21 protein-coding genes and 3 pseudogenes are annotated in these 20,886 nt (G+C 43.2%); 4 read left to right on the forward strand and 20 right to left on the reverse strand.

Annotated features, from left to right (window positions below):
* Nucleotides 1-14: 14 nt before the first annotated feature.
* From HMPREF9380_RS11670 to HMPREF9380_RS00290, 3 genes are read right to left on the reverse strand one after another with little or no spacing between them, the layout of a single operon-like run.
* The gene (locus tag HMPREF9380_RS11670; RefSeq protein ID WP_002905455.1) at nucleotides 15-185 is read right to left on the reverse strand and encodes a DUF2273 domain-containing protein; all 171 of its coding nucleotides are present in this window, start codon (nucleotides 183-185) and stop codon (nucleotides 15-17) included.
* 11 nt (nucleotides 186-196) lie between these two features.
* A complete protein-coding gene (amaP, locus tag HMPREF9380_RS00295; protein ID WP_004193879.1) occupies nucleotides 197-778 on the reverse strand; it encodes an alkaline shock response membrane anchor protein AmaP in 582 nt (193 codons plus the stop codon).
* Nucleotides 779-834: 56 nt separating this feature from the next.
* Nucleotides 835-1,074 (reverse strand): GlsB/YeaQ/YmgE family stress response membrane protein, encoded by a 240-nt coding sequence (locus HMPREF9380_RS00290; protein WP_002893931.1) that lies wholly within the window; start codon nucleotides 1,072-1,074, stop codon nucleotides 835-837.
* A 293-nt stretch (nucleotides 1,075-1,367) separates the two neighbouring features.
* Here HMPREF9380_RS00290 and HMPREF9380_RS00285 point away from each other — a divergent pair, with 293 nt between their 5' ends.
* Nucleotides 1,368-2,849: a M protein trans-acting positive regulator PRD domain-containing protein gene (locus tag HMPREF9380_RS00285; protein WP_004193881.1), complete on the forward strand. Its 1,482-nt coding sequence runs from the start codon at nucleotides 1,368-1,370 to the stop codon at nucleotides 2,847-2,849.
* A gap of 164 nt (nucleotides 2,850-3,013) precedes the next feature.
* Here the strand turns inward: HMPREF9380_RS00285 and HMPREF9380_RS00280 are convergent, their stop codons facing one another.
* From HMPREF9380_RS00280 to HMPREF9380_RS00240, 10 genes and pseudogenes are all read right to left on the reverse strand, one after another.
* Nucleotides 3,014-3,772, reverse strand: coding sequence for an ABC transporter ATP-binding protein (locus tag HMPREF9380_RS00280; RefSeq protein ID WP_002926225.1), 759 nt, complete (start codon nucleotides 3,770-3,772; stop codon nucleotides 3,014-3,016).
* A complete protein-coding gene (locus HMPREF9380_RS00275; RefSeq protein WP_004193883.1) occupies nucleotides 3,769-4,635 on the reverse strand; it encodes an ABC transporter permease in 867 nt (288 codons plus the stop codon). The genes HMPREF9380_RS00280 and HMPREF9380_RS00275 overlap by 4 nt, the downstream gene beginning before the upstream one ends.
* Before the next feature lie 97 nt (nucleotides 4,636-4,732).
* Nucleotides 4,733-5,230 carry a beta-class carbonic anhydrase gene (locus tag HMPREF9380_RS00270; protein WP_004193886.1) on the reverse strand — a complete coding sequence of 166 codons (498 nt, stop codon included), beginning with the start codon at nucleotides 5,228-5,230 and terminating at the stop codon, nucleotides 4,733-4,735.
* Between the two features lie 148 nt (nucleotides 5,231-5,378).
* On the reverse strand, nucleotides 5,379-6,074 hold the full coding sequence (locus HMPREF9380_RS00265; RefSeq protein ID WP_004193889.1) for a TIGR00266 family protein: 696 nt from the start codon (nucleotides 6,072-6,074) through the stop codon (nucleotides 5,379-5,381).
* Between the two features lie 74 nt (nucleotides 6,075-6,148).
* Nucleotides 6,149-7,510 (reverse strand): DNA repair protein RadA, encoded by a 1,362-nt coding sequence (gene radA / locus HMPREF9380_RS00260; protein ID WP_080560705.1) that lies wholly within the window; start codon nucleotides 7,508-7,510, stop codon nucleotides 6,149-6,151.
* A gap of 12 nt (nucleotides 7,511-7,522) precedes the next feature.
* On the reverse strand, nucleotides 7,523-8,038 hold the full coding sequence (locus HMPREF9380_RS00255) for a histidine phosphatase family protein (RefSeq protein ID WP_004193893.1): 516 nt from the start codon (nucleotides 8,036-8,038) through the stop codon (nucleotides 7,523-7,525).
* Nucleotides 8,039-8,056: 18 nt separating this feature from the next.
* Nucleotides 8,057-8,515, reverse strand: a pseudogene (locus HMPREF9380_RS0111170) (cysteine hydrolase family protein).
* Between the two features lie 9 nt (nucleotides 8,516-8,524).
* On the reverse strand, nucleotides 8,525-8,968 hold the full coding sequence (locus tag HMPREF9380_RS00250) for a dUTP diphosphatase (RefSeq protein ID WP_004193900.1): 444 nt from the start codon (nucleotides 8,966-8,968) through the stop codon (nucleotides 8,525-8,527).
* Nucleotides 8,969-9,051: 83 nt separating this feature from the next.
* On the reverse strand, nucleotides 9,052-9,501 hold the full coding sequence (locus tag HMPREF9380_RS00245; protein WP_004193902.1) for an 8-oxo-dGTP diphosphatase: 450 nt from the start codon (nucleotides 9,499-9,501) through the stop codon (nucleotides 9,052-9,054).
* Nucleotides 9,502-9,766: 265 nt separating this feature from the next.
* Nucleotides 9,767-10,456 (reverse strand): gamma-glutamyl-gamma-aminobutyrate hydrolase family protein, encoded by a 690-nt coding sequence (locus tag HMPREF9380_RS00240; protein WP_004193904.1) that lies wholly within the window; start codon nucleotides 10,454-10,456, stop codon nucleotides 9,767-9,769.
* A gap of 228 nt (nucleotides 10,457-10,684) precedes the next feature.
* Here HMPREF9380_RS00240 and HMPREF9380_RS00235 point away from each other — a divergent pair, with 228 nt between their 5' ends.
* The gene (locus tag HMPREF9380_RS00235; protein ID WP_004193906.1) at nucleotides 10,685-12,658 is read left to right on the forward strand and encodes a peptide ABC transporter substrate-binding protein; all 1,974 of its coding nucleotides are present in this window, start codon (nucleotides 10,685-10,687) and stop codon (nucleotides 12,656-12,658) included.
* Between the two features lie 115 nt (nucleotides 12,659-12,773).
* On the opposite strand, the gene HMPREF9380_RS12195 is transcribed toward HMPREF9380_RS00235, so the two are convergent.
* The 4 genes and pseudogenes from HMPREF9380_RS12195 to HMPREF9380_RS00225 form a co-directional block, all read right to left on the reverse strand.
* Nucleotides 12,774-13,562 (reverse strand): ABC transporter ATP-binding protein, encoded by a 789-nt coding sequence (locus HMPREF9380_RS12195; RefSeq protein WP_412774858.1) that lies wholly within the window; start codon nucleotides 13,560-13,562, stop codon nucleotides 12,774-12,776.
* 135 nt (nucleotides 13,563-13,697) lie between these two features.
* Nucleotides 13,698-14,426: pseudogene (locus HMPREF9380_RS12200) on the reverse strand (ABC transporter permease); the annotation flags it as partial.
* Nucleotides 14,405-14,543 (reverse strand): annotated as a pseudogene (locus HMPREF9380_RS12205) (ABC transporter ATP-binding protein); the annotation flags it as partial. The pseudogenes HMPREF9380_RS12205 and HMPREF9380_RS12200, both read right to left, overlap by 22 nt.
* A 1-nt stretch (nucleotide 14,544) precedes the next feature.
* Complete coding sequence (locus HMPREF9380_RS00225; protein ID WP_032907796.1) at nucleotides 14,545-16,251, reverse strand: ABC transporter ATP-binding protein; 1,707 nt, start codon at nucleotides 16,249-16,251, stop codon at nucleotides 14,545-14,547.
* 160 nt (nucleotides 16,252-16,411) lie between these two features.
* Between HMPREF9380_RS00225 and HMPREF9380_RS00220 the strand changes: the two genes are divergently transcribed.
* Both HMPREF9380_RS00220 and galU read left to right on the forward strand, forming a co-directional pair.
* On the forward strand, nucleotides 16,412-17,434 hold the full coding sequence (locus HMPREF9380_RS00220) for an NAD(P)H-dependent glycerol-3-phosphate dehydrogenase (RefSeq protein ID WP_004193913.1): 1,023 nt from the start codon (nucleotides 16,412-16,414) through the stop codon (nucleotides 17,432-17,434).
* A gap of 16 nt (nucleotides 17,435-17,450) precedes the next feature.
* A complete protein-coding gene (galU, locus tag HMPREF9380_RS00215; protein WP_032907798.1) occupies nucleotides 17,451-18,356 on the forward strand; it encodes a UTP--glucose-1-phosphate uridylyltransferase GalU in 906 nt (301 codons plus the stop codon).
* A gap of 98 nt (nucleotides 18,357-18,454) precedes the next feature.
* Here the strand turns inward: galU and HMPREF9380_RS00210 are convergent, their stop codons facing one another.
* The 3 genes from HMPREF9380_RS00210 to HMPREF9380_RS00200 are packed head-to-tail and all read right to left on the reverse strand — an operon-like array spanning nucleotide 18,455 to nucleotide 20,812.
* Nucleotides 18,455-19,138, reverse strand: coding sequence for a rhomboid family intramembrane serine protease (locus tag HMPREF9380_RS00210; protein WP_004193918.1), 684 nt, complete (start codon nucleotides 19,136-19,138; stop codon nucleotides 18,455-18,457).
* The gene (locus HMPREF9380_RS00205) at nucleotides 19,119-19,658 is read right to left on the reverse strand and encodes a 5-formyltetrahydrofolate cyclo-ligase (RefSeq protein WP_004193920.1); all 540 of its coding nucleotides are present in this window, start codon (nucleotides 19,656-19,658) and stop codon (nucleotides 19,119-19,121) included. The genes HMPREF9380_RS00210 and HMPREF9380_RS00205 overlap by 20 nt, the downstream gene beginning before the upstream one ends.
* A 20-nt stretch (nucleotides 19,659-19,678) precedes the next feature.
* Nucleotides 19,679-20,812 (reverse strand): N-acetyldiaminopimelate deacetylase, encoded by a 1,134-nt coding sequence (locus HMPREF9380_RS00200; protein ID WP_032907801.1) that lies wholly within the window; start codon nucleotides 20,810-20,812, stop codon nucleotides 19,679-19,681.
* Nucleotides 20,813-20,886 lie beyond the last annotated feature (74 nt).

Below are 20,886 nucleotides of genomic sequence, written 5' to 3' on the forward strand. Positions count from 1 at the left end.
AAACTCCTTTATTTTTATTTAAATATATTATTTTTTTGAATATAATATCCGATTCCTGCCCCTAGAGTAGCGCAAATCAAGACAAATAGAGTCTTAAAGAAGCCAAAGGATAGGATAAAACATGCTAGAATAATGCCTGCCAATCCAGACAAGATTGGATATTGATATTTTTTAAACCATTCCATTTTTTACTTCCTTACTTTACTCGGCTAGTAGTTTTTGTAGCCGCTTCTTTTGGCTTGAAGTCTGAGACAGAGATTTTAAGCTTGACATTATGATTGATTCCGAAGAATTCTGTCAATCCAGACGCAATTTCTTCTTGAATCAACTGACTTCTCTTGATGATGTTTTCCGAAGGAACAATCGCTCCTTTAACAGAAACCATGCATTTGTTTTTACGGCTATTTACTGAAACTGTAGGATCTTTAATTAAACCGTGTTCTGTTAACAGACTACGAACAAACCCTTCAATGGCTGAATTTTTCAGCATCAGTTTCCCATCCGCATCAGCTAGCTGAATTTCCAAACGTCTCTTAGGATAAAAAGCTATCACTAACATCAGTAGTAAGATTAAGCTTGCTAAAACCACAGTGCCCCAGAAAACATATCGAGAAAGATAGTAGCCCACAAAAGGAATCTGCTTCCAAGTGAATAACTTCCAACTAAATAACTGGAGCCCCAGACCGCTGACTTTATGAAAGTCTAGCAAAACAGGAATCAAAATTGTCAAGATTAAAATACATAAAATAAGGGAAAGTATTTTTCTTGATTTTGACATATTGAATCCTCACATCATTAAATTTTAAAATATAATTTGAACAGTAAAAAGACAATTTATGCCTTTTTACCTACAAAAAATGATACAACAGCTACTACAATAACTGCACCAATGATAGAAGGAAGCAAGGCCATACCAGCCAAACTAGGACCCCAAGTTCCCAAAAGTGACTGACCGACAGCAGAACCAACTAAACCTGCAACAACGTTTGCAATAACACCCATTGAGCCGCCTTTTTTAGTGATTGATCCAGCAATAAGACCAATAAGACCACCAACAATAATTGACCAAAGCATATTGATTCTCCTTTCTAATTTTTTCTAAATCAAAACTGTTAAGTAATATTTTTTACTATTGTTTTTTGATTAACATAATTATATAATTTTCCAACTTGGAAACATAATAATTCAACTTGGTTTTCTTTCCGTTTATCTGTACTATAGATACGTAAAAATGAGAATACATTGTTTTATAGGCATTTATCAGCGTTTTTAGATATATTTTTGAGTTATTAAACGAGGTTAAATGCATAAAATATGGTATAATTGCCTGATAATAAAAACACTATATAAAGAAAGATAATATTTTAATGCGAGAATTACTGTCTAAAAAGAGCCACAGGCAATTAGAACTATTAGAACTACTATTTAAAAACAAACGCTGGTTTCATATTTCTGAACTGGCTGAACTATTGAATTGTACAGAACGTTCAGTAAAAGATGATTTATCTCATGTCAAGTCTGCGTTTCCTCAATTGATTTTTCACTCGTCCACTAATGGCATACGTATCATTAATACCGATGATAGTGATATTGAGATGGTCTATCACCATTTTTTTAAGCACTCAACCCATTTTTCAATTTTAGAATTCATCTTCTTTAACGAAGGATATGAAACTGAGAGTATTTGTAAAGAGTTTTATATAAGCTCTTCCTCACTCTATCGTATAATCAGTCATATTAACAAAATTATAAAAAAACAATATAATTTCAAAATTAGTCTCAATCCTACTCGGATTATTGGAGATGAGATTGATATCCGTTATTTTTTTGCACAATATTTTTCGGAAAAATATTATTTTCTTGAATGGCCCTTTACAGATTTTTCAGTAGAACCTTTGTGTAAGCTGTTAGCACTGGTCTATAAAGAAACTGCATTCCCTGTCAATTTCGCAACTCAACGAATGTTAAAATTGCTCCTCGTTACAAATTTATATCGAATAAAATTTGGTCATTTCTTGGAAGTTGAGAAAGATTCTTTTAACAATCAATTGTTAGAATCTTTCATGCAGGCAGAAGGAATCGAAGACATTGTAGCGAGCTTTGATTCTGAATATCATATCCCTTTGAATAAAGAAGTGATAGGCCAACTATTTGTCTCCTATTTTCAAAAAATGTTTTTCATTGATGAAAATCTATTTATGAGCTACACAAAAACAGACAGCTATGTAAAAAATTCGTATCAATTATTAAGTGATTTAATTGATCAGATAGAAAGCAAATATAATCTAAAAATAGACAATAATGACAATCTTATTTGGCATTTGCATAATACAGCACATCTGCACCGTCAGGAACTATCTACAGAATTTATTCTGTTTGATCAAAAAGGGAATACCATCAAGAACTTTCAAAATATTTTCCCTCAATTTGTTTCAGATATAAAAAAAGGGATCGAACATTACCTAGAGACTTTGGATATCTATAGCACACCAATGAAAGTCAACCATCTATCCTATACTTTTATCACTCACAGCAAACATTTAGTGCTGAACCTTTTACAAAATCAGCCTAAATTAAAAGTTTTAGTCATGAGTAATTTTGATCAGTATCATGCAAGATCAGTAGCAGAGACACTTTCTTATTATTGCAGCAACAATTTTGAACTGGAGGTTTGGAATAAATTAGAATTATCAATCGATTCTTTAAAAGAATCACCTTACGATATCATCATTTCTAATTTTATTATTCCACCCATTGAGAACAAAAGACTGATCTATTCCAATAATATTAATACGGTCGCACTCATCTCCTTACTTAACGCAATGATGTTTATTCGATTAGACGAGTGATTTAGACTATTTTTATAACAAAAAAACCGCATTCTAGCGGTTTTTTTTAATCTATTTTTATTAATCTATGAGAGTCTTTTGAACATTAATTGTCTAACTTTGTGGGAGCAGTACATTATTTAGTACATATTCTTTCTCTTGGTTTTACAAAACTCTGAGCAAGCCTATTCAAACAAGCCATAGTAGTCTGCGATGGTCATCTTGGCTTTCTCGTCTTTGTTCAAGTCCTGAATAATCTGCCCGTCTTTCATGACGATTAGTCGATTGCCGTATTTTAGAGCATCTTCCATGTGATGGGTAATCATAAGAGCTGTGAGGCGGTCACGACTGACAAACTCATTGGTCAGCTCCATCAAGGCTACACTGGTCTTAGGATCCAGTGCTGCAGTATGCTCATCCAGAAGCAAAAGCTCTGGTCGCTTGAGCGTTGCCATGAGCAGGCTCAAAGCCTGTCTTTGCCCACCAGATAGAAATTCAATCGGCGTATCCAGATGTTTGTCCAGACCATTACCGATTTTCTCAATCGTCGCCTGAAACTCTTCCCTGTAGCTGTTGAGCCCACGGGGCACCAAGCCACGCTTTTCGCCTCGGAATTTGGCGATAAGAAGATTTTCCGCCACTGTCATCCGCGGAGCTGTTCCCATCTTAGGATCCTGAAAGACACGAGACAGGTACTTGGCTCGCTTTTCTGGTGAAAAATGAGTGACATTTTCCCCCAAGATATGAATGCTGCCACTGGTCAGAGGGAGAGTGCCGGCAATAACATTGAACAGGGTCGACTTTCCTGCACCGTTTCCACCTAAAATCGTAATAAAATCATGCTCGTGAATGTCTAAAGAAACATCATTTAGGATGATTTTTTCTTCATCAAAGCCGCTCTTTACAAGCTTGGTTGCATTTCTTAATTCTACAATCGCTGTCATTTGCTTAACTTGGCTCCTTTAAAGAATTTATTTTTCAGGGTTGGAATCATGAGACAGACGGCCAGAATCACCGCACTGTAAAGACGGAGATAGTTGGTATTGAAGCCGAGAGCAATGACACCCCAGATCAAGAACTGATAGGCAATCGCACCAACTACAATAGTGATTAGCCGCTCTGCCAAGGTCAGACTCTGGAAGAGCACCTCGCCAATGATAAGACTGGCCAGACCGACAACGATCACTCCAATCCCGCGGGACACATCCGCATAGCCTTCCTGTTGGGCAATCAGCGCCCCAGCCAGAGCAATCAAGCCATTTGACAGAATCAGTCCCATCAACTCCATACGGCCAGTATTGATTCCAAAACTGCGAGCCATATCCGGATTATCTCCGGTCGCGATATAAGCCTGCCCGAGCTTAGTATCCAAGAAAAAGAGCAGGGCTGCAATCACTAGGCTGACAAAAATCAAACCAGTCAAGAGGTCATTGACTTCCCCTGAAAAGGGCAGAATATCCTGAATCTTACTGCTGCCTAAAAGCCCCAGATTGGCACGGCCCATCAGCATCAGCATGATAGAGTGGCAGGAGGTCATGACCAAAATCCCAGAAAGCAAGGTCGGAATTTTCCCCTTGGTATAGAGCAGACCTGTCACTGCACCCGCAGCACAGCCCGCTAAAACGGCCGTTGCTGTTGCTAGAAAAGGATTGACTCCCTTGGTAATCAAGGTAACGGCCACCGCCCCGCCCAAGGGGAAGGAGCCTTCTGTCGTCATATCAGGAAAGCCCAGAATCCGGAAGGTCATAAAAATACCTAGACCTAAAACGGCCCAAACCAGTCCCTGAGAAATAATGGAAAGAATCATAACATTGTCCTAACTAATTAAAATCGTTTCTCTATTTTAACATAAAAAAGGAGCCAATTTCAATGCTGATGCGCAGACAAAGAAATTGACTTCCTAACTACTCCTCAACAACTGTCATCCGACCAGTATCTACATCATAAACCGCGCCTGAGATTTTTATATCAGCTGGGATCAGCGGCGACTGCCGCAGCAAGGCCATATCCTCACGCACACTTTCCTCTACATCTGTAAAGGGCAAAAAGTCCTGTTCGCTGACATCGACACCTAGTTCTTTATGAAGATAGGCCGTAAAATCTTCATTCTTAAAGGTCTGTGCCCCGCAGTCTGTATGATGCAAAACCACGATTTCCCGCGTTCCTAGCTGCTGCTGGGAGATGACCAGCGAGCGAATCATGTCCTCTGTTACCCGACCGCCGGCATTGCGCAAGATATGAGCGTCTCCAAGCGCTAGACCCAGAGCCTGAGCCACGTGAAGCCTAGAGTCCATACAGGTCACAATAGCTACCTTAGTCTTGGGATTAATGGGCAGATGTGCTGTCCCATGCAAATCAACATAAGCTTTATTGGCCTTCATAAAGTTTTCAAAATATGACATTCTTTCCCCTTGCTGATACTTTGATATTCAAATAATTTTATATTATCTTACCATCTTTTCTGCTATTTGTCAGTTCTCGGCTTTGTTACAAAAAAATAGGACAGTCAAACGCAGCATCTAATCTGGTTTTCTGTCCTAGTTTTATTTGTTATGAGCTTCTTGGGATATACTTGCTGAGTGAGCCTGCAAAGGTTTGAAGATTGAGACTTTGCACATAGACTTCACCAGTACCTTGGAAGGTGTTGACCACTCCTTCTCCCGTTCCGATAGACTGCCAGAAGCCATTTTCCAGATGGATATTATAATTCAAAGACTGGCTCCAAGCTACTACATGGGCATTGTCAATTGTCACTTCTTGGTTATGAAGCTCAATTCTCTTGATAGATCCAAAGGCATTAGCCAAAAGAGTGCCTTGACCTTGTGTCGTCATAACAAAGAGCCCCCCTTGCCCTCCAAAGATAGCCTTACCGACAGACTGGCGCTCCATAGTATAGTATGCCGTACCATCAAGAGCTAAAAAGGCACCGTCATTCAGCCGATATTGCTTTTCGCCTAGCTGAAGAGGAATGACTTGACCAGGAGCATCTGGCGCTAAAGCAAGATAGCCATTATTAGACTGGGCAACAGCCTGGGTGATAAAAGTACTTTCACCCGAGACCATCGAACGCCCTACAGCCTTGACAAAACGTCCTAAGCCAGAACCACTTGCATTGAGCTGGGTATTCAAGGTCACATTCGGCGTGTGGTAGACCATACTGCCACGCTGGATAAAGACAGTTTCTCCTTGATTGAGAGACAACTCAACTAAAGGAAACTGCATATTACTGTCCATAGAAAATCGCATAAGAAATGCCTCCTTGTTTTTCTAAATTATAACAACAATAAAATATTTTTGCAATCTAAAACAGAGCAAATTTATCAAGAAAATACTTTCTTTAAGACTTGTCCAATCGTCGTCACACCGATGACTTGGATATTGTCTGGAACTTTGAGGCCGTTCAGAGAGTTTTTAGGAGCGTAGACTTTGGTGAAGCCCAGCTTTGCTGCTTCATTGATGCGCTGCTCGATGCGGTTGACCCGTCGGATTTCGCCAGTCAGGCCAATTTCACCGATAAAGCACTCTTGGGGGTTGGTAGGCAAATCCTTGTAGCTGGAAGTAATGGCGACCGCTACCGCCAAGTCAATAGCCGGCTCATCTAGCTTGACGCCACCAGCAGACTTGAGGTAGGCATCTTGATTTTGCAGGAGGAGTCCTGCCCGTTTTTCCAGAACTGCCATGATGAGGCTGGCTCGGTTAAAGTCCAGACCAGTCGTGGTTCGTTTGGCATTGCCGAACATGGTTGGTGTCACCAAAGCCTGCACCTCAGCTAAAATCGGCCTCGTTCCTTCCATGGTCACGACAATAGACGAACCTGTCGCGCCGTCCAGACGCTCTTCCAGAAAGACTTCACTTGGATTGACAACCTCAACTAGCCCGCCAGATTGCATCTCAAAAATACCGATTTCATTGGTCGAACCAAAGCGGTTCTTGACCGCTCTCAAGATACGGAAAGTATGCTGACGTTCACCCTCAAAATAAAGCACGGTGTCCACCATGTGCTCCAAAGTTCGAGGACCAGCTAAGGTTCCTTCCTTGGTCATGTGACCAACGATAAAGGTCGCAATATTATTGGTCTTGGCCAGCTGCATGAGCTCAGCTGTCACCTCTCGAACCTGAGAAACAGAGCCTTGAACACTGGAAATTTCCGGCGACATCACTGTCTGAATGGAGTCAATAATCAGAAAATCTGGCTTGATTTTCTCAATCTCTGTGCGGATATTCTGCATATTGGTCTCGGCGTAGAGATAAAATTCACTGTCAATATCACCGAGACGCTCCGCCCGCAACTTAATCTGCTCAGCTGATTCCTCCCCACTGACATATAGGACGGTGCCCTGGTGGGAAAGCTGGGTGGATACTTGCAGAAGCAGGGTGGATTTCCCGATACCGGGATCCCCGCCAATCAGAACCAGACTACCAGGCACTACGCCACCACCCAGCACACGGTTGAACTCGTCCATTTCCGTCTTGGTCCGATTGACATCAATCGAAGTGACCTCAGCCAGCTTCATGGGCCGGGTCTTTTCGCCTGTCAAGGAAACACGGGCATGCTTGACCTCTGCAGCCTCTACTTCCTCAACGAAAGAAGACCAAGAGCCGCAGTTAGGACAACGGCCTAGATACTTGGGCGAATGATATTCACAATTTTGACAGACAAAGGTCGTTTTTTTCTTAGCGATGAGATGTCTCCTTTATATTTCTAATTCACATTCAACAAACTGGCAAAAATCAATCTGCTGATCAGCTACAAACTGGCGAATGAGCATGCGGTGGGCTACAAGAGCTACCGTCTCGTATTCTCTGTATTTACTTAGGGTACGCACAAAGCGGTCTTTCATCTGCTCAGCCGTTTCATAACGGACAGGACTTCCTGCAGGAAGAGAACCATTATTTTCAAAAAATAACTTCCGAGCCTGCTCAAACTTTTCTGTCCCACTCTCATATACCTGCCATTCATGCAGAAAAGGCTCCACAAAAAGCGGGAGTTGGCGGTCTCGAATCAAATAGGAGGCCGTCTCCAAAGCCCGCGTCACAGAAGAGGAAATCAGAATTTCCGCCTGTTCCAGCAAAGGATTAGCAGCGGCCTCTGTCGCCATCCGACGACCAGCAGCCGACAAGGGAGCCAAATCTAGTCCAAAGCCAGTGTAACCAGCCTCTTCCAAAAGTGAATAATCTGGCTCTCCGTGACGGATAAAAATGATTTTCATACTAATGTCCTCATAAAGCTATCCAATCTTGATTCCGCAATCTTGCCATTGCTTCAGTGTTTTAGAGAATTTCTTCTGGTTAGCAACTCCGACAGCGGACAAATCGATGGAAACCTGATAATTCTCCTTGACAGCTGCCAAAACGGAAGCCTTGACACAGCCATTGCCATCGACCCCAATAAACTCTATGCTTTTAGCACCGTTTCCCTCTAAAAAATCTTTTAAATCCGGATTAGTAAAGCAAGAAGCCCAACGCTTCTCAAAGATGCGAGAAGATACCACCTGCAAGCCAGTCGCAAATTTCTTCTTCCTATCTTTTCTCTCCTAGAAAAAACGGTTGAGAATTTAGATAACCCGATTGCTGGGATAGCTGGCAATTTTGTCATTTACAGCCACAGTCAGTGCTTCATTATCATATGCTTTTCCTACAGCAACATAATCTGACTGCATATCTACAACTAATAAATAGTCTGACATTTTCTTACTCTATTTCCCTGTCGAGCCAAATCCGCCGATCCGCACACCTTCCGCTTCATCTCCATCCGCAATTAGAAATGGTGCAAAGACAGCCTGCACTACACGTTCGCCAACTTCAAGGACGACTTCCTGATCCGTGATATTCTTCATTTGGGCAAAGATATGGCCTTCGTTTTCAGGATTGCCATAGTAGTCGCCATCAATGACCCCAACGGAGTTAATCAAAACCAGGCCTTTTTTACGAGGGTTGGATGAGCGATCGTAAAGATAAAGCACCTCGCTCGGCTGCATATAGGCCTTGACACCAGTCGAAACCAGCTTAATCTCCCCTGGCGCAATGATTGTGCGCTCTGCCACTTTCAAATCGTAGCCCGCTGCGTGAGCCGTCTCTCTCTTGGGCAACAAATCTTCATTTGTAAAGCTGGAAACCAGCTCGAATCCTCGAATTTTCATGCATTTCTCTTTTCTATTTTTGCTGTCCCTATTATACTAAATTCGCAAAAAACAAGCAAAAAAACCGCCAATGGCGATTCTCCCTAGTATAGATCTCTGATGATCTCTCCATTATCCAGATAGGTAAACTGCTCCGTCAAATCTGATGTGAAAACTTGATACATTTCCTTAAAGCTCACAGCCAGCGAGTAGCTGTCAAAATCTTCACGGTTAATCCAGAACACCTCGCCTTCGTCGGATGAAACTAGCTCTCCTTCAAAACGATTGGTCTTGTAAAGAAAAACGATGTAGCGCTCATCTTTTTCAGTATAAAACTGCTTGACACCACACAAGCGAGGCTCATAGATAGTCAAACCCGTTTCTTCCTTAACTTCCCGTATCACTGATTTGACAAAGGATTCACGATTTTCAACATGGCCGCCTGGAAAGCAAAGGCCGGTCCAATCATCATTTACTTTATTTTGCACTAAAATGCGGTCCTCATCATAAACCATACACATATTTGTTAAAATAACTCGCTCCGCTCTTGACATCTCTGCTCCTCCATCTACCAACCAATTCGTTCGGCCTACTTGTGACTCATTATAACATAAAAGACATCAAATTGATGAAAATCTAGATTTCTCAGCCTTTCAAGCAAAAAAACCGCCAATTGGGCGGTTCTTATAGGGAGATTATTATGAAAAAGAAAAGTTTTAGGATTTCTAAACAAAGTTAGGAGGTCTTTGTTTATGGTCTTAGTATAGAACACTTATCTTAAATTTTCCTAAAAGTAACTTAAAAAAATGAAATAATTTTTTACAGCTCTTGCAAGAGGTACTGAAACAGCTCCAAATTGCCCTTTTCTTCGTTTATTAAAAACTCCGGATGCCATTGAAGGCCTATGATACGATGATTGTCAACCGATTCAATCGCTTCGATGGTATTGTCTCTTGGGTCAAAGGCTGTCGCGCGGAAATTAGGTGCCAAGTCCTTGATGCTTTGGCGATGAACCGAATTAATCTGACTAGCCTGACCAAACAAACGCTCCACAACGCTGTCTTTCTCCGTGCAAATGGAGTGCGAAGTACCAAATGGCAAGCCCTGCCAGTGATTTTCGATATGCTGATTGAGAGTGCCGCCAAAAGCAACATTTACCAACTGCAGACCGCGGCAAATAGCCATGACTGGCTTATTTTGGCGCAGAGCTTCTTTCAAGAGTGCCAACTCAAACTCATCGCGGACAATATTATAGTCATCACTGTCAATGGTCTTTTCTTCCCCATAAAACTGCGGGTGAACATTTTGCCCGCCTGACAAAATCAACTTGTCAATCGTTTCTACATAATCCTGAACTAAACTTTTATCCCCAACGGGAATCACCATTGGCAGGCCACCAACCATTCGTACGCCGTCCACAAACTTGCGTGAAACAGAGGTGTGAATATTCTTTCCAGCTTCATCTACTGGACAAAGATTGGCTGAAATTCCAACAATTGTTCTACACATACCGTGATTCCCCCTTATTTTGATATAGTATATCTTACCACTCCTCTGCGAAGCCGTCCAATAGATTTTTTTAAAGCTGGTTATAAAAATTTTTTATCGGAATATGCAACACCATAAATCTCTTTTTTTAAATTTAGAAAAACATTTCAGAATTATCAGAAAATTATTTACTTTTGGAAGAAATTTGTTATAATAAGCAGTGTAAAAACTCATGACTTGGAGGTCCCTATGAGAAAATCAAATATTCTTCTTGCCGCAGGGCTCACTCTGCTCTCTGTCGGCTTACTTACAGCTTGCTCTGGAGGCGGAAATTCCCAATCCAGCAAAAAAATCTACAGCTATGTCTTTACGTCTGATCCAACGACTTTGGACTACATCCAGTCGGCAAAGGTGTCTACCCATGAGCTGACTACAAATGGTGTAGATGGCCTACTGGAAAATGATAAATATGGAAACTTAGCTCCGTCTATCGCAGAAGACTGGACAGTCTCTCCAGATGGTCTCGTCTATACCTATAAGCTGCGCAAAGATGCCAAGTGGTATACCGCTGATGGTGAAGAATACGCAGATGTTACAGCTCAGGACTTTATAACAGGTATCAAACATGCTGCCGATATCAAATCTGACGCCCTCCCTCTTATCCAAGATTCCATCAAGGGACTGAGTGAATATGCAGCTGGTACCAACAAGGACTTTTCAGCTGTTGGAGTTAAGGCACTGGACGATCATACGGTTCAATATACACTCAACAAGCCTGAAACCTACTGGAACTCTAAAACAACATCAGGTGTTATGATGCCGGTCAACGAGGCCTTCCTAGAAAAGCAAGGCAAGGAATTCGGTCAGGCAACCAAAGCCGACTCCATTCTGTATAACGGTCCATTTATCATGAAATCCATTACTTCTAAATCCTCTGTCGAATTTGAGAAGAACCCTAACTACTGGGATAAGGACAAGGTCAAGATTGATGGTGTCAAACTGTCTTACTACGATGGTTCTGACCAAGATTCATTAGCGCGGACCTTCGGAGATGGCGGCTACAGTTTGGCAAGACTCTACCCAGCAACTTCCAGTTATTCCTCAATCGCTGAGAAATACAAAGATAATATCTTCATGACAGAAGCAGGAGCGGGGGTCGGTCTAATCAGCTTTAACATTGACCGTCAAAGTTATAACCATACTTCTAAAACCAGCGATGAACAAAAAGAAGCTACCAAAAAAGCTCTGCTGAACAAAGACTTCCGCCAAGCTCTAGCCTTTGCCCTTAACCGCGAAAGCTATTCGGCTCAGGTCAACGGAGAAGATGCAGCCAAGCCAGCTGTCCGTAATCTCTTTGTTCCGCCAACCTTCGTACAAGCCAATGGCAAGGAATTTGGCACTCTTGTCGAAGAATCACTGGCTTCCTATGGTGACGAGTGGAAAGGTATCAAGCTAGATGACGGTCAAGACGGTCTCCACAATACTGACAAAGCCAAGGCGGAATTTGCCAAAGCCAAGCAGGCTCTTGCAAATGAAGGCGTACAATTCCCAATTCACCTAGATGTTCCTGTCACTCAGAATTCTACTAACTTCGTCAACCGTATGCAATCTCTGAAACAGTCATTAGAAGAGGCTTTAGGAAAGGACAATGTCTCTGTAGATCTACAGATGCTGGCTGAGGACGAAGCACTAAACATCACCTTCAATGCTGAAGCTGCTAGCCAGGAAGACTGGGATATCAACGGTCTCGTTGGCTGGGAGCCAGACTACCAAGATCCATCTACTTACCTAGACATTTTAGTCCCAGGTAACAGCACTCAGACCAGAACCTACCTTGGATTTGAAGACAAAGACAATGCTGCTGCTAAAGCTGTAGGACTGGATGAGTACAGCAAACTGATTGAAGAGGCCGGAAACGAAACACAAGATGTTGACAAGCGTTATGAAAAATATGCTGCAGCTCAAGCATGGCTGACAGATAGTGCCCTCGTTGTGCCAACTATGAGCAGCAGAGGAGCAGCACCGTTCATTTCTCGGATTGTGCCATTTACTAACTCTTATGCTCAGACAGGTACAAAAGACGCCAACTATCATAAATACGTGGAAATCAGTGATGAGATTGTCACAACTAAAGACTATCAAAAGGCCCAAGAAAAGTGGAAAAAAGAAAAAGAGGAATCCAATAAAAAGGCCCAAGAAGATCTGGCTAAACATGTGAAATAATCACTACTTTGATGTTAATTAAAAAACCAGCAGGAACAGAAACCTGCTGGATTTTTTAACTTTTCTATTTAATATTTTAAAGCCCGGCTGATTATCCAGCTGCAAAACCAACCATCTACTCAAAGACAAACTGGTTGTGATAGAGTTCTGAATAGAAACCGCCGAGTTTGAGGAGCTGGTGATGATTGCCCTGTTCGATAACCTCTCCGTCTTTGAGGACGATAATCTGGTCTGCATTGAGGATTGTTTTGAGGCGGTGAGCAATGACAAAGCTAGTTCGGCCAGCCACAACGGCTTCCATGGCCTGCTGAATCTTGCTCTCTGTTACTGTATCGACATTAGAAGTCGCTTCATCCAAAATCAAGACTTGCGGATCCGTCAGCAGGGTTCTAGCAATGGAAATCAGCTGTTTCTGCCCAGTTGAGAAAATATTCTGGTCATCATCCACGATGGTATCGTATTTGTCTGGCAGACTTTCAATATAGTCATGAATATGGGTCGCACGCGCAGCCGTTTCGACCATCTCCTGACTGGCATCTGGTACCCCGAAGCGGATATTGTCCCGAATCGTACCGCTAAATAGCACCGAATCCTGCAAGACAATGCCCACATGGCTCCGTAAGCTGTCCAGCTCATAGTCCCGAATGTCGCGACCGTCAAACTCAATGCTGCCACTATCCACATCGTAAAAGCGATTGAGCAGGTTCATAATGGTCGTCTTACCTGAACCAGTAGGGCCAACAACAGCCGTCATCTTGCCCTTAGGGGCTAAAATAGACACGTCTTTGAGAATAGGCTTGCCTTCCACATAAGAGAAGTCCACATGCTTGATCTCCACGGAGTCTGTAAGCTCTGTGAAAGCAGGTGCATTCTCTGGCCGGACTTCCTCTGGTGCATCAAACATCTCCTGAATCCGGTCAGCCCCTGTAAAGGCCAACTGCAAACTGCCCCAGCTGGCAGCAATCTGGATGATGGGCTGATAATACTGCTGGGAAAACTGAGTAAAAGTAGTAATCAGGCCAACTGCAACAGCCGTTTCGACATTAGGGTCGCTCAGTAAGACAGCCGAACCAACAAAAATAACAATGGCTGTATTAATCAAATTCATCCCGTTCATGATAGGGAAGAGAAGGCCTGAAAAGGTTCGGCCTTTAAAGGTTGCTGAGCGTACTCGGTCATTCTGCTCAATGAAACCTTTGATGACCTCCTCCTGCATTCCCTGAACGATAACGGCTTTCTGACCGGAAATAGTCTCGTCCATATAAGCATTGAGGCGGCCGACTTCTTTTTGCTGAAGATTGGTGTACTTCCTAGCCAACCTGACAATGACCACTAGAAGAAGAAAAGCAACCGGTGTGCTGGCTACCGTTATCCAGGCCAATCTAGCATTTTGGACAAACATGATAATCACGAGGCCCAGATAGAGCAAGGCATTGCTCATAACCTGTATCATACTCTCGTTTAGAGCTTGCAGGATATTGTCCAAGTCGCTAGTAAAGCGCGATAAAATATCTCCATCCTGATGGCGATCAAAGAAAGCAACTGTCAGCTTGGATAGCTTGCCAAACAGGCCCTTGCGCATCTCATTGGTCGAATGGGCAATAACTCGGGTCATCAAAACCATATAAATCAAGCTAGAAACAGACAGGCAGACAAAGGACACTAATACACTGCCCATGACTCTGCCAAAAATCGACAGAATTTGATCAGTCTCACCCTTCTCCGCAAAAGCACGTCCCAACTCAACCAAATGCTGAACAGCCTGACCAACATTAACCGGAAAAAGGACCTGAAAAACAGTCGCTGTTATCATCATCAAAAGGACAACGACAAAGGATAATTTGTAACGCTTAAAATATTGCCAAAAAAATGCAATCGTCCGCATCTTAGTCCTCCTTTCCTTTCTGAGTTTCGTAAATTTCGCGGTAGATATCGTTAGTTGCGACCAATTCCGCATGCGTCCCTTGGCCAATCAGCCGTCCTTGATCCAAGACCAGAATCTTATCTGCATGAACGACGGAGCTAATCTTTTGAGCAATGATAATTGTTGTCGTTCCTTGCAGCTCTTTATTCAAGGCTTCTTGAACCAGCTTTTCTGACTTGGCATCTAAGGCTGAGGTCGAATCATCTAAAATCAAAATATTCGGATTGTTGACAACACCTCTGGCAATGGACATTCGCTGCTTCTGACCGCCGGAGAAGTTGCTGCCGCGCTCCTCCACTTCACTATCAAAACTCTCTTCCATACGGCTGATAAATTCACTGGCTTGGGCAATACGAGCCGCCCGCTCCATCTCAGGCAGCGAAGCGTTGAGCTTACCCTGACGGAGATTGTCCGCAATGGTTCCGCTAAATAGAATCGCCCGCTGCAGCACGATGGAAACATTTTTACGAAGCGTTCCCTGACTAAGCTTTCGCAGATCCCGGCCGCCAATCTTTACAGAACCTTCCTGCGGGTCAAAAAGACGGGGAATCAGCTGGGCCAAGGTGGACTTACCAGCACCTGTCGCACCGACAACACCAATCATTTGCCCCGGCTCAACCTCAAAGCTGATATCCTTTAGCATTGGCTCGTCATCATTGGGATAGGAAAAAGTCACACGCTCAAAGCTGAGGCTGCCTTCTAGTTCTTCATCTGGCGAGTCTGGGAAAGTCATGGCCGGATCCGTCGCCAATACTTCCTTGATCCGACGGATAGAAATGATCCCCCTCGTCACACCATTCCCCAAGAAACCAACCATAATGATAGTGAAAATAATCTGGCTCAGATAACCGATAAAAGAAGCGATAGAGCTAACCAGCCCTGGCTCCGCCTGAATCATGCCAGACAGAGTCCAGATAGCCAAGTAAACAGAGCTGTAGCCGACCAACATCATCATTGGCTCAATGATTGAAAAAGCATAGCCAATATAGAGATTTTCTGACAAAAGTTCATCAGACACCTGACTGAACTTATGAAACTGGTCTTCCTCCCGAACGAAGGACTTGACCACTCGCACACCACGAAGATTTTCCTTGGCAATGGCATTGATCTTATCCAAAAGAGTTTGGAATTTCTTAAAACGAGGACCCATCTTCCCCATCATGACAGCCGTTAGACCAGCTATGAGCACAATCAGCAAGAAGATAATCCACCAGAGAGAGGGCATGGTCACAATAGCCAGAATGACTGAACCGATAAAAAGGATGGGCAAGCGAAGAAGAATTTGAAAGAGCATCATAGTCACATTTTGAATCTGATTGATGTCATTCGTCATCCGCACGACTAGATTTCCAGCGTTGAATTCCTCGATATTGGCATAAGAAAAGGTCTGAATCTTGCGAAAAGTCTCTTCACGGAGATCTGAAGAGACAGCCTGAGCAATGTAAGCCGCCAAGGTCACATTAATCCCTCCTGCTACTAGCCCGACAAAACCGATGCCAATCAGCCAACCGCCCATACTGTAGATGGTCTGGCTATTTTGCTCCTGCAGAGCATCTAAGATGTGCTTTAAAAACCAGGGCAGTAAAAGAGAGCTGGCAATCATCAGCGAGGTCATCAAAAACGAACTCAGGGCATACCATTTATACCGTAATAGACTTTTAAAAAACATGCTTCCTCCTACTTTTTTCATATTTGACTTAGTTTCCTTACTATATCACAGATAAAAACAATGTCAAGCAAGAAATTTCTTATATTATATGGTAAAATGAGATATAGAACTCTAAAACCGATTTAAATTCAGACTCGGAATTTCATCATAAGGAGAAGATATGGATAAACAACGAGTTGCTGTGATTGGTCCTGGTTCTTGGGGAACGGCCTTATCACAAGTGTTAAATGACAACGGACACGAGGTTCGTATTTGGGGAAATATCGCTGAGCAAATCAACGAAATCAATGACGAACACACCAACAAACGCTATTTCAAAGATATTGTACTGGACGAAAAGATCAAGGCTTATCACAACCTAGAAGATGCTTTAAAAGATGCGGATGCCGTGCTTTTTGTCGTGCCGACCAAGGTAACCCGTCTGGTAGCCAAACAAGTAGCTCAAGCCCTAGACCACAAGGTGAAAATCATGCACGCCTCCAAGGGACTGGAGCCCAATACCCACGAAAGGATTTCAACTATCCTAGAAGAAGAAATCCCTGCAGAGCTCCGTAGCGAGATCGTCGTTGTCTCAGGTCCCAGCCATGCTGAGGAAACCATTGTGCGCGATATTACCCTGATTACTGCTGCTTCTAAGGATCTGGAAACAGCTAAGTATGTGCAGGAGCTTTTCAGCAATCACTACTTCCGCCTCTACACCAATACCGACGTTATCGGAGTGGAGACTGCCGGCGCTCTGAAAAACATCATCGCAGTCGGAGCTGGTGCTCTCCATGGACTAGGTTATGGTGACAACGCCAAGGCAGCTATTATCACACGCGGTCTGGCCGAAATCACGCGTCTAGGTGTCAAGCTAGGAGCCAGTCCTCTGACTTACAGCGGCTTATCTGGTGTCGGTGACCTGATTGTCACAGGGACCTCTGTACACTCCCGCAACTGGCGGGCCGGCAATGCTCTAGGACGCGGTGAGAAATTAGCTGATATTGAAGCCAATATGGGTATGGTTATCGAAGGAATTTCCACCACCAAGGCTGCCTATGAACTGGCCCAAGAGTTAGATGTTTATATGCCGATTACACAGGCTATTTATAAGGTTATTTATCAAAACTGTAATATCAAAGATGCCATTTATGAAATCATGAACAATGAATTCAAGGCTGAGAACGAATGGACTTCGCTCTAATAGAAAGGAAATGATTATGTCAAAAGTTAAGAAAGCCGTCATACCTGCAGCTGGTCTTGGAACCCGCTTCCTTCCAGCTACCAAAGCACTGGCCAAGGAAATGCTACCAATTGTTGACAAGCCAACCATTCAGTTTATTGTTGAGGAAGCTCTTAAGTCTGGAATCGAAGATATTCTAGTTGTCACAGGTAAGTCTAAACGCTCAATCGAAGACCACTTTGACTCCAACTTTGAATTGGAATACAACCTCAAAGAAAAGGGTAAAGATGACTTACTTAAATTGGTCGATGAAACCACGGGTATCGGTCTGCACTTCATCCGTCAGAGCCATCCGCGCGGACTAGGAGATGCTGTTCTTCAGGCTAAGGCTTTCGTCGGAAACGAGCCTTTTGTTGTCATGTTGGGCGATGACCTCATGGATATTACTAATGACAGAGCTATGCCTCTTACCAAACAATTGATGAATGATTACGAAGCTACCCATGCTTCTACTATCGCTGTCATGCAGGTCCCTCATGACGAAGTATCTTCTTACGGTGTAATTTCCCCTCAAGGTGAAGGAGTCAACGGCCTATATAGTGTGGAAACTTTCGTTGAAAAGCCAAAACCTGAAGATGCACCGAGTGATTTGGCTATTATCGGCCGCTATCTTCTGACACCAGAAATTTTTGAAATCTTGGAAAATCAAACTCCTGGTGCTGGCAATGAGATTCAGCTGACAGATGCAATTGACACCCTCAACAAAACACAGCGCGTGTTCGCCCGCGAATTCAAGGGCGATCGCTATGATGTCGGTGATAAATTCGGCTTTATGAAGACTTCTATCGATTACGCTCTCAAGCATCCGCAGGTCAAAGACTCCTTGAAGCAGTATATCATTGACTTGGGTCATACATTAGAGAAAAAACAAAGTAAAAAATAATTGTTTCAAATAACTAGCGTTGAAAACAAAATTTCAGCTATAAAAAAGAGGTTGATGAACCTCTTTTTTATATTTCGTTAGTATCTTACACAAACTTGTTAAATCAAGGAGTAATGAAAGCCTAGAAAAATCAGAAGGGCAGCCAAGGCTAGATAGCAAAATAGGGCTAGCCAACGCTGAGCTGGTTTAAAAGTATTGCTTGATTCTTTAACAGGGAGAATGACAGCGCAGAGTATGCCACCAATTAAACCACCCAAATGTCCTGAAAGGCTGATACCAGGCATGAAACTAAAAATGATATTGACCACAATCAAGGTCATATAAGACTGACCTAGCTGCTGAATGTAGCTGTCACGAACGACATACTGCAGAGTCACGATAGATGCAAAGAGACCAAACAAGGCGGTTGAAGCCCCTGCTGACAGACTATCTGGACTAAAAAAGAAGACAAAAACATTACCCATTAGCCCCGACATCACATAGAGCAGAAAAAAATTCCGCGAACCAAAAATATCTTCTGCCTGCCGTCCAATAAAATAAAGAGTAACAACATTTACCACAAAGTGCTCCAAGCCAATATGCACAAAAATTGCAGAAAAGAGACGCCATATCTGAACAGGATTTATAATAATAGCTGGAGAAAACACTGCTCCAAATTCAAAGATGGTTTGTTCTTCAGCATAAGAAAAGCCACGTAAAACAAACATCACCACAAAGACAAGTGTTGTCAAAATTAGCAAAATACTGGTCACAGGATATTTTTTATCGTAGATGTAGTTCATAAGTCAACACTTCCTTTACTGCTATATCGTGATAATCGGGCTCAAAATCAGACTGTTGAAAACTATAGATGCTGCTGACAGACGCCCCAGCAAAATCAACTAGATAGCGATCATAGTAGCCACCGCCGTAACCAATCCGAAACCCTTGAGAATTGAAGACCACGCCCGGCACATGAATCAGATCAATTTCTGTCTTGTCCACAGCCTCTTCACTTATCGGCTCCATAAGTCCAAAAGAGCTTTTTTGCAGGCAACTTTCATTGTAATCCACAAATATCATCCGACCCTGGCCATAGGTTTTAGGCACTAAAACCCGCTTGCCATCTAACTGAGCCTGCTTGATAAAGGCTGCAGTTGAGACTTCATGCGGCATAGAAAGATAGGTAGCGATAACCTGAGCTTTTTGATAAGCTGCTGAACTGAGCAAGTGCTGGGTCAGCCAGTTATCTGCCTGCTCTTTTTCTTTTCCTGTCAGTTTCTTCATCTGGTTCAGTACAGTTTGTCTCAGCTCTTTTTTCACGCAGCTCGTCCACCTTTTTCTTATCTTTCGTTGATTTTATAATCTAGGAATTTCCCAATCTTTTCAATAGCAAAGGGCAGTGCTGCATCATCCGGTGTCATCTTGGGATGATGGAGGGCATAGGGACTATCCACTCCCAGCCAGAACATGACGCCCTTGACCTTGCTGAGCAGATAGCCAAAGTCCTCGCCTGTCATAGCCGGCGCAATATCAATCAGCTCCACTCCTTCTTCCTTCTGGAAAAAGTCCATTAATTCGTCTGCTAGGTCAGAATGATTTTCTACAGGCAGATAACCACCTTGCTTGAGTTCCAAGTCCAATTCCAGACCGAAACTTTGGGCTATGCCCTCTGCTATTTCCCGTAAGCGTTTCTGAGTCAAGAGGTTCATCTCCTGAGTCAGAGTCCGAATGGTACCATGCAAAAAGGCCGTTTCTGCTATGACATTGTTGGTCGTGCCAGCATGGAGCGAACCAAAGGTCACAACCGCTCCCTCGATAGGATCGACATTGCGACTGACAATGGTCTGCACCTGGGTGATAAAGTAGCTAGCCGCAACCAAAGCATCGTTGGCTTCATGAGGAAAAGCCGCATGGCCCCCCTTCCCCTTAAAGGTCAGCTTGACTTCACAGGTGCCAGCAAAAAGCGTTCCTCTATTAGTGGCAATATCGCCAACTTTGAGATCCGGCCGCACATGGAGGCCGTAAAACTCATCCGGCAGCCAGTCGCCAAAGGCACCATCTTCATACATGAGCATTCCGCCAGCTTCATTTTCCTCAGCAGGCTGAAAGAGAAAAAGCAGATTGTGGGTAGGCTGAGTGCTCACAGCTTGCTCCAGCAGTCCTAGAGCGACCGTCATGTGCATATCGTGTCCGCAGGCATGCATCCGGCCTTCATGAGTGCTGGCAAAGTCCAGGCCTGTATCCTCCACAATCGGAAGACCATCAATATCTGTCCGCCAGCCAATCGTCTTATCTGGTGAACTTCCCTTGATAAAGACCAAAATACCAGTTCGCCAAGTTCGGATTTCCACAAAGTCTAGACCTGCTGTCAGTCCATCAATGACCTGCATCAGGTAGGCATGAGTCTTGTATTCTTCCAGACCGATTTCTGGTATCTGGTGTAAATCACGGCGAATTTTCAGATAATCAAGCATTTTTCTTTCCTTTAAAATCTTGTCAGACCTGTCAAAGTTTTGGGCTAGGCCCAATCAATTCATCTTTATGCCAT

It is taken from the genome of Streptococcus sanguinis SK49, assembly GCF_000212815.1.
Taxonomy (GTDB): Bacteria; Bacillota; Bacilli; order Lactobacillales; family Streptococcaceae; genus Streptococcus; species Streptococcus sanguinis_C.

Bases quoted from the DNA above. Each gene is read 5' to 3' on its own strand.
- HMPREF9380_RS00200 (WP_032907801.1), bottom strand. From the start codon at position 20,812: ATGCTTGATTATCTGAAAATTCGCCGTGATTTACACCAGATACCAGAA.
- HMPREF9380_RS00225 (WP_032907796.1), bottom strand. From the start codon at position 16,251: ATGTTTTTTAAAAGTCTATTACGGTATAAATGGTATGCCCTGAGTTCG.
- HMPREF9380_RS00220 (WP_004193913.1), top strand. From the start codon at position 16,412: ATGGATAAACAACGAGTTGCTGTGATTGGTCCTGGTTCTTGGGGAACG.
- HMPREF9380_RS00245 (WP_004193902.1), bottom strand. From the start codon at position 9,501: ATGTCAAGAGCGGAGCGAGTTATTTTAACAAATATGTGTATGGTTTAT.
- HMPREF9380_RS00280 (WP_002926225.1), bottom strand. From the start codon at position 3,772: ATGACAGCGATTGTAGAATTAAGAAATGCAACCAAGCTTGTAAAGAGC.
- HMPREF9380_RS00255 (WP_004193893.1), bottom strand. From the start codon at position 8,038: ATGAAAATCATTTTTATCCGTCACGGAGAGCCAGATTATTCACTTTTG.
- HMPREF9380_RS00270 (WP_004193886.1), bottom strand. From the start codon at position 5,230: ATGTCATATTTTGAAAACTTTATGAAGGCCAATAAAGCTTATGTTGAT.
- HMPREF9380_RS00290 (WP_002893931.1), bottom strand. From the start codon at position 1,074: ATGCTTTGGTCAATTATTGTTGGTGGTCTTATTGGTCTTATTGCTGGA.
- HMPREF9380_RS00275 (WP_004193883.1), bottom strand. From the start codon at position 4,635: ATGATTCTTTCCATTATTTCTCAGGGACTGGTTTGGGCCGTTTTAGGT.
- HMPREF9380_RS00240 (WP_004193904.1), bottom strand. From the start codon at position 10,456: ATGTGTAGAACAATTGTTGGAATTTCAGCCAATCTTTGTCCAGTAGAT.
- HMPREF9380_RS00265 (WP_004193889.1), bottom strand. From the start codon at position 6,074: ATGCGATTTTCTATGGACAGTAATATGCAGTTTCCTTTAGTTGAGTTG.
- HMPREF9380_RS12195 (WP_412774858.1), bottom strand. From the start codon at position 13,562: ATGTTTGATGCACCAGAGGAAGTCCGGCCAGAGAATGCACCTGCTTTC.
- HMPREF9380_RS00285 (WP_004193881.1), top strand. From the start codon at position 1,368: ATGCGAGAATTACTGTCTAAAAAGAGCCACAGGCAATTAGAACTATTA.
- HMPREF9380_RS00250 (WP_004193900.1), bottom strand. From the start codon at position 8,968: ATGAAAATTCGAGGATTCGAGCTGGTTTCCAGCTTTACAAATGAAGAT.
- HMPREF9380_RS00210 (WP_004193918.1), bottom strand. From the start codon at position 19,138: ATGAACTACATCTACGATAAAAAATATCCTGTGACCAGTATTTTGCTA.
- amaP (WP_004193879.1), bottom strand. From the start codon at position 778: ATGTCAAAATCAAGAAAAATACTTTCCCTTATTTTATGTATTTTAATC.
- HMPREF9380_RS11670 (WP_002905455.1), bottom strand. From the start codon at position 185: ATGGAATGGTTTAAAAAATATCAATATCCAATCTTGTCTGGATTGGCA.
- HMPREF9380_RS00235 (WP_004193906.1), top strand. From the start codon at position 10,685: ATGAGAAAATCAAATATTCTTCTTGCCGCAGGGCTCACTCTGCTCTCT.
- galU (WP_032907798.1), top strand. From the start codon at position 17,451: ATGTCAAAAGTTAAGAAAGCCGTCATACCTGCAGCTGGTCTTGGAACC.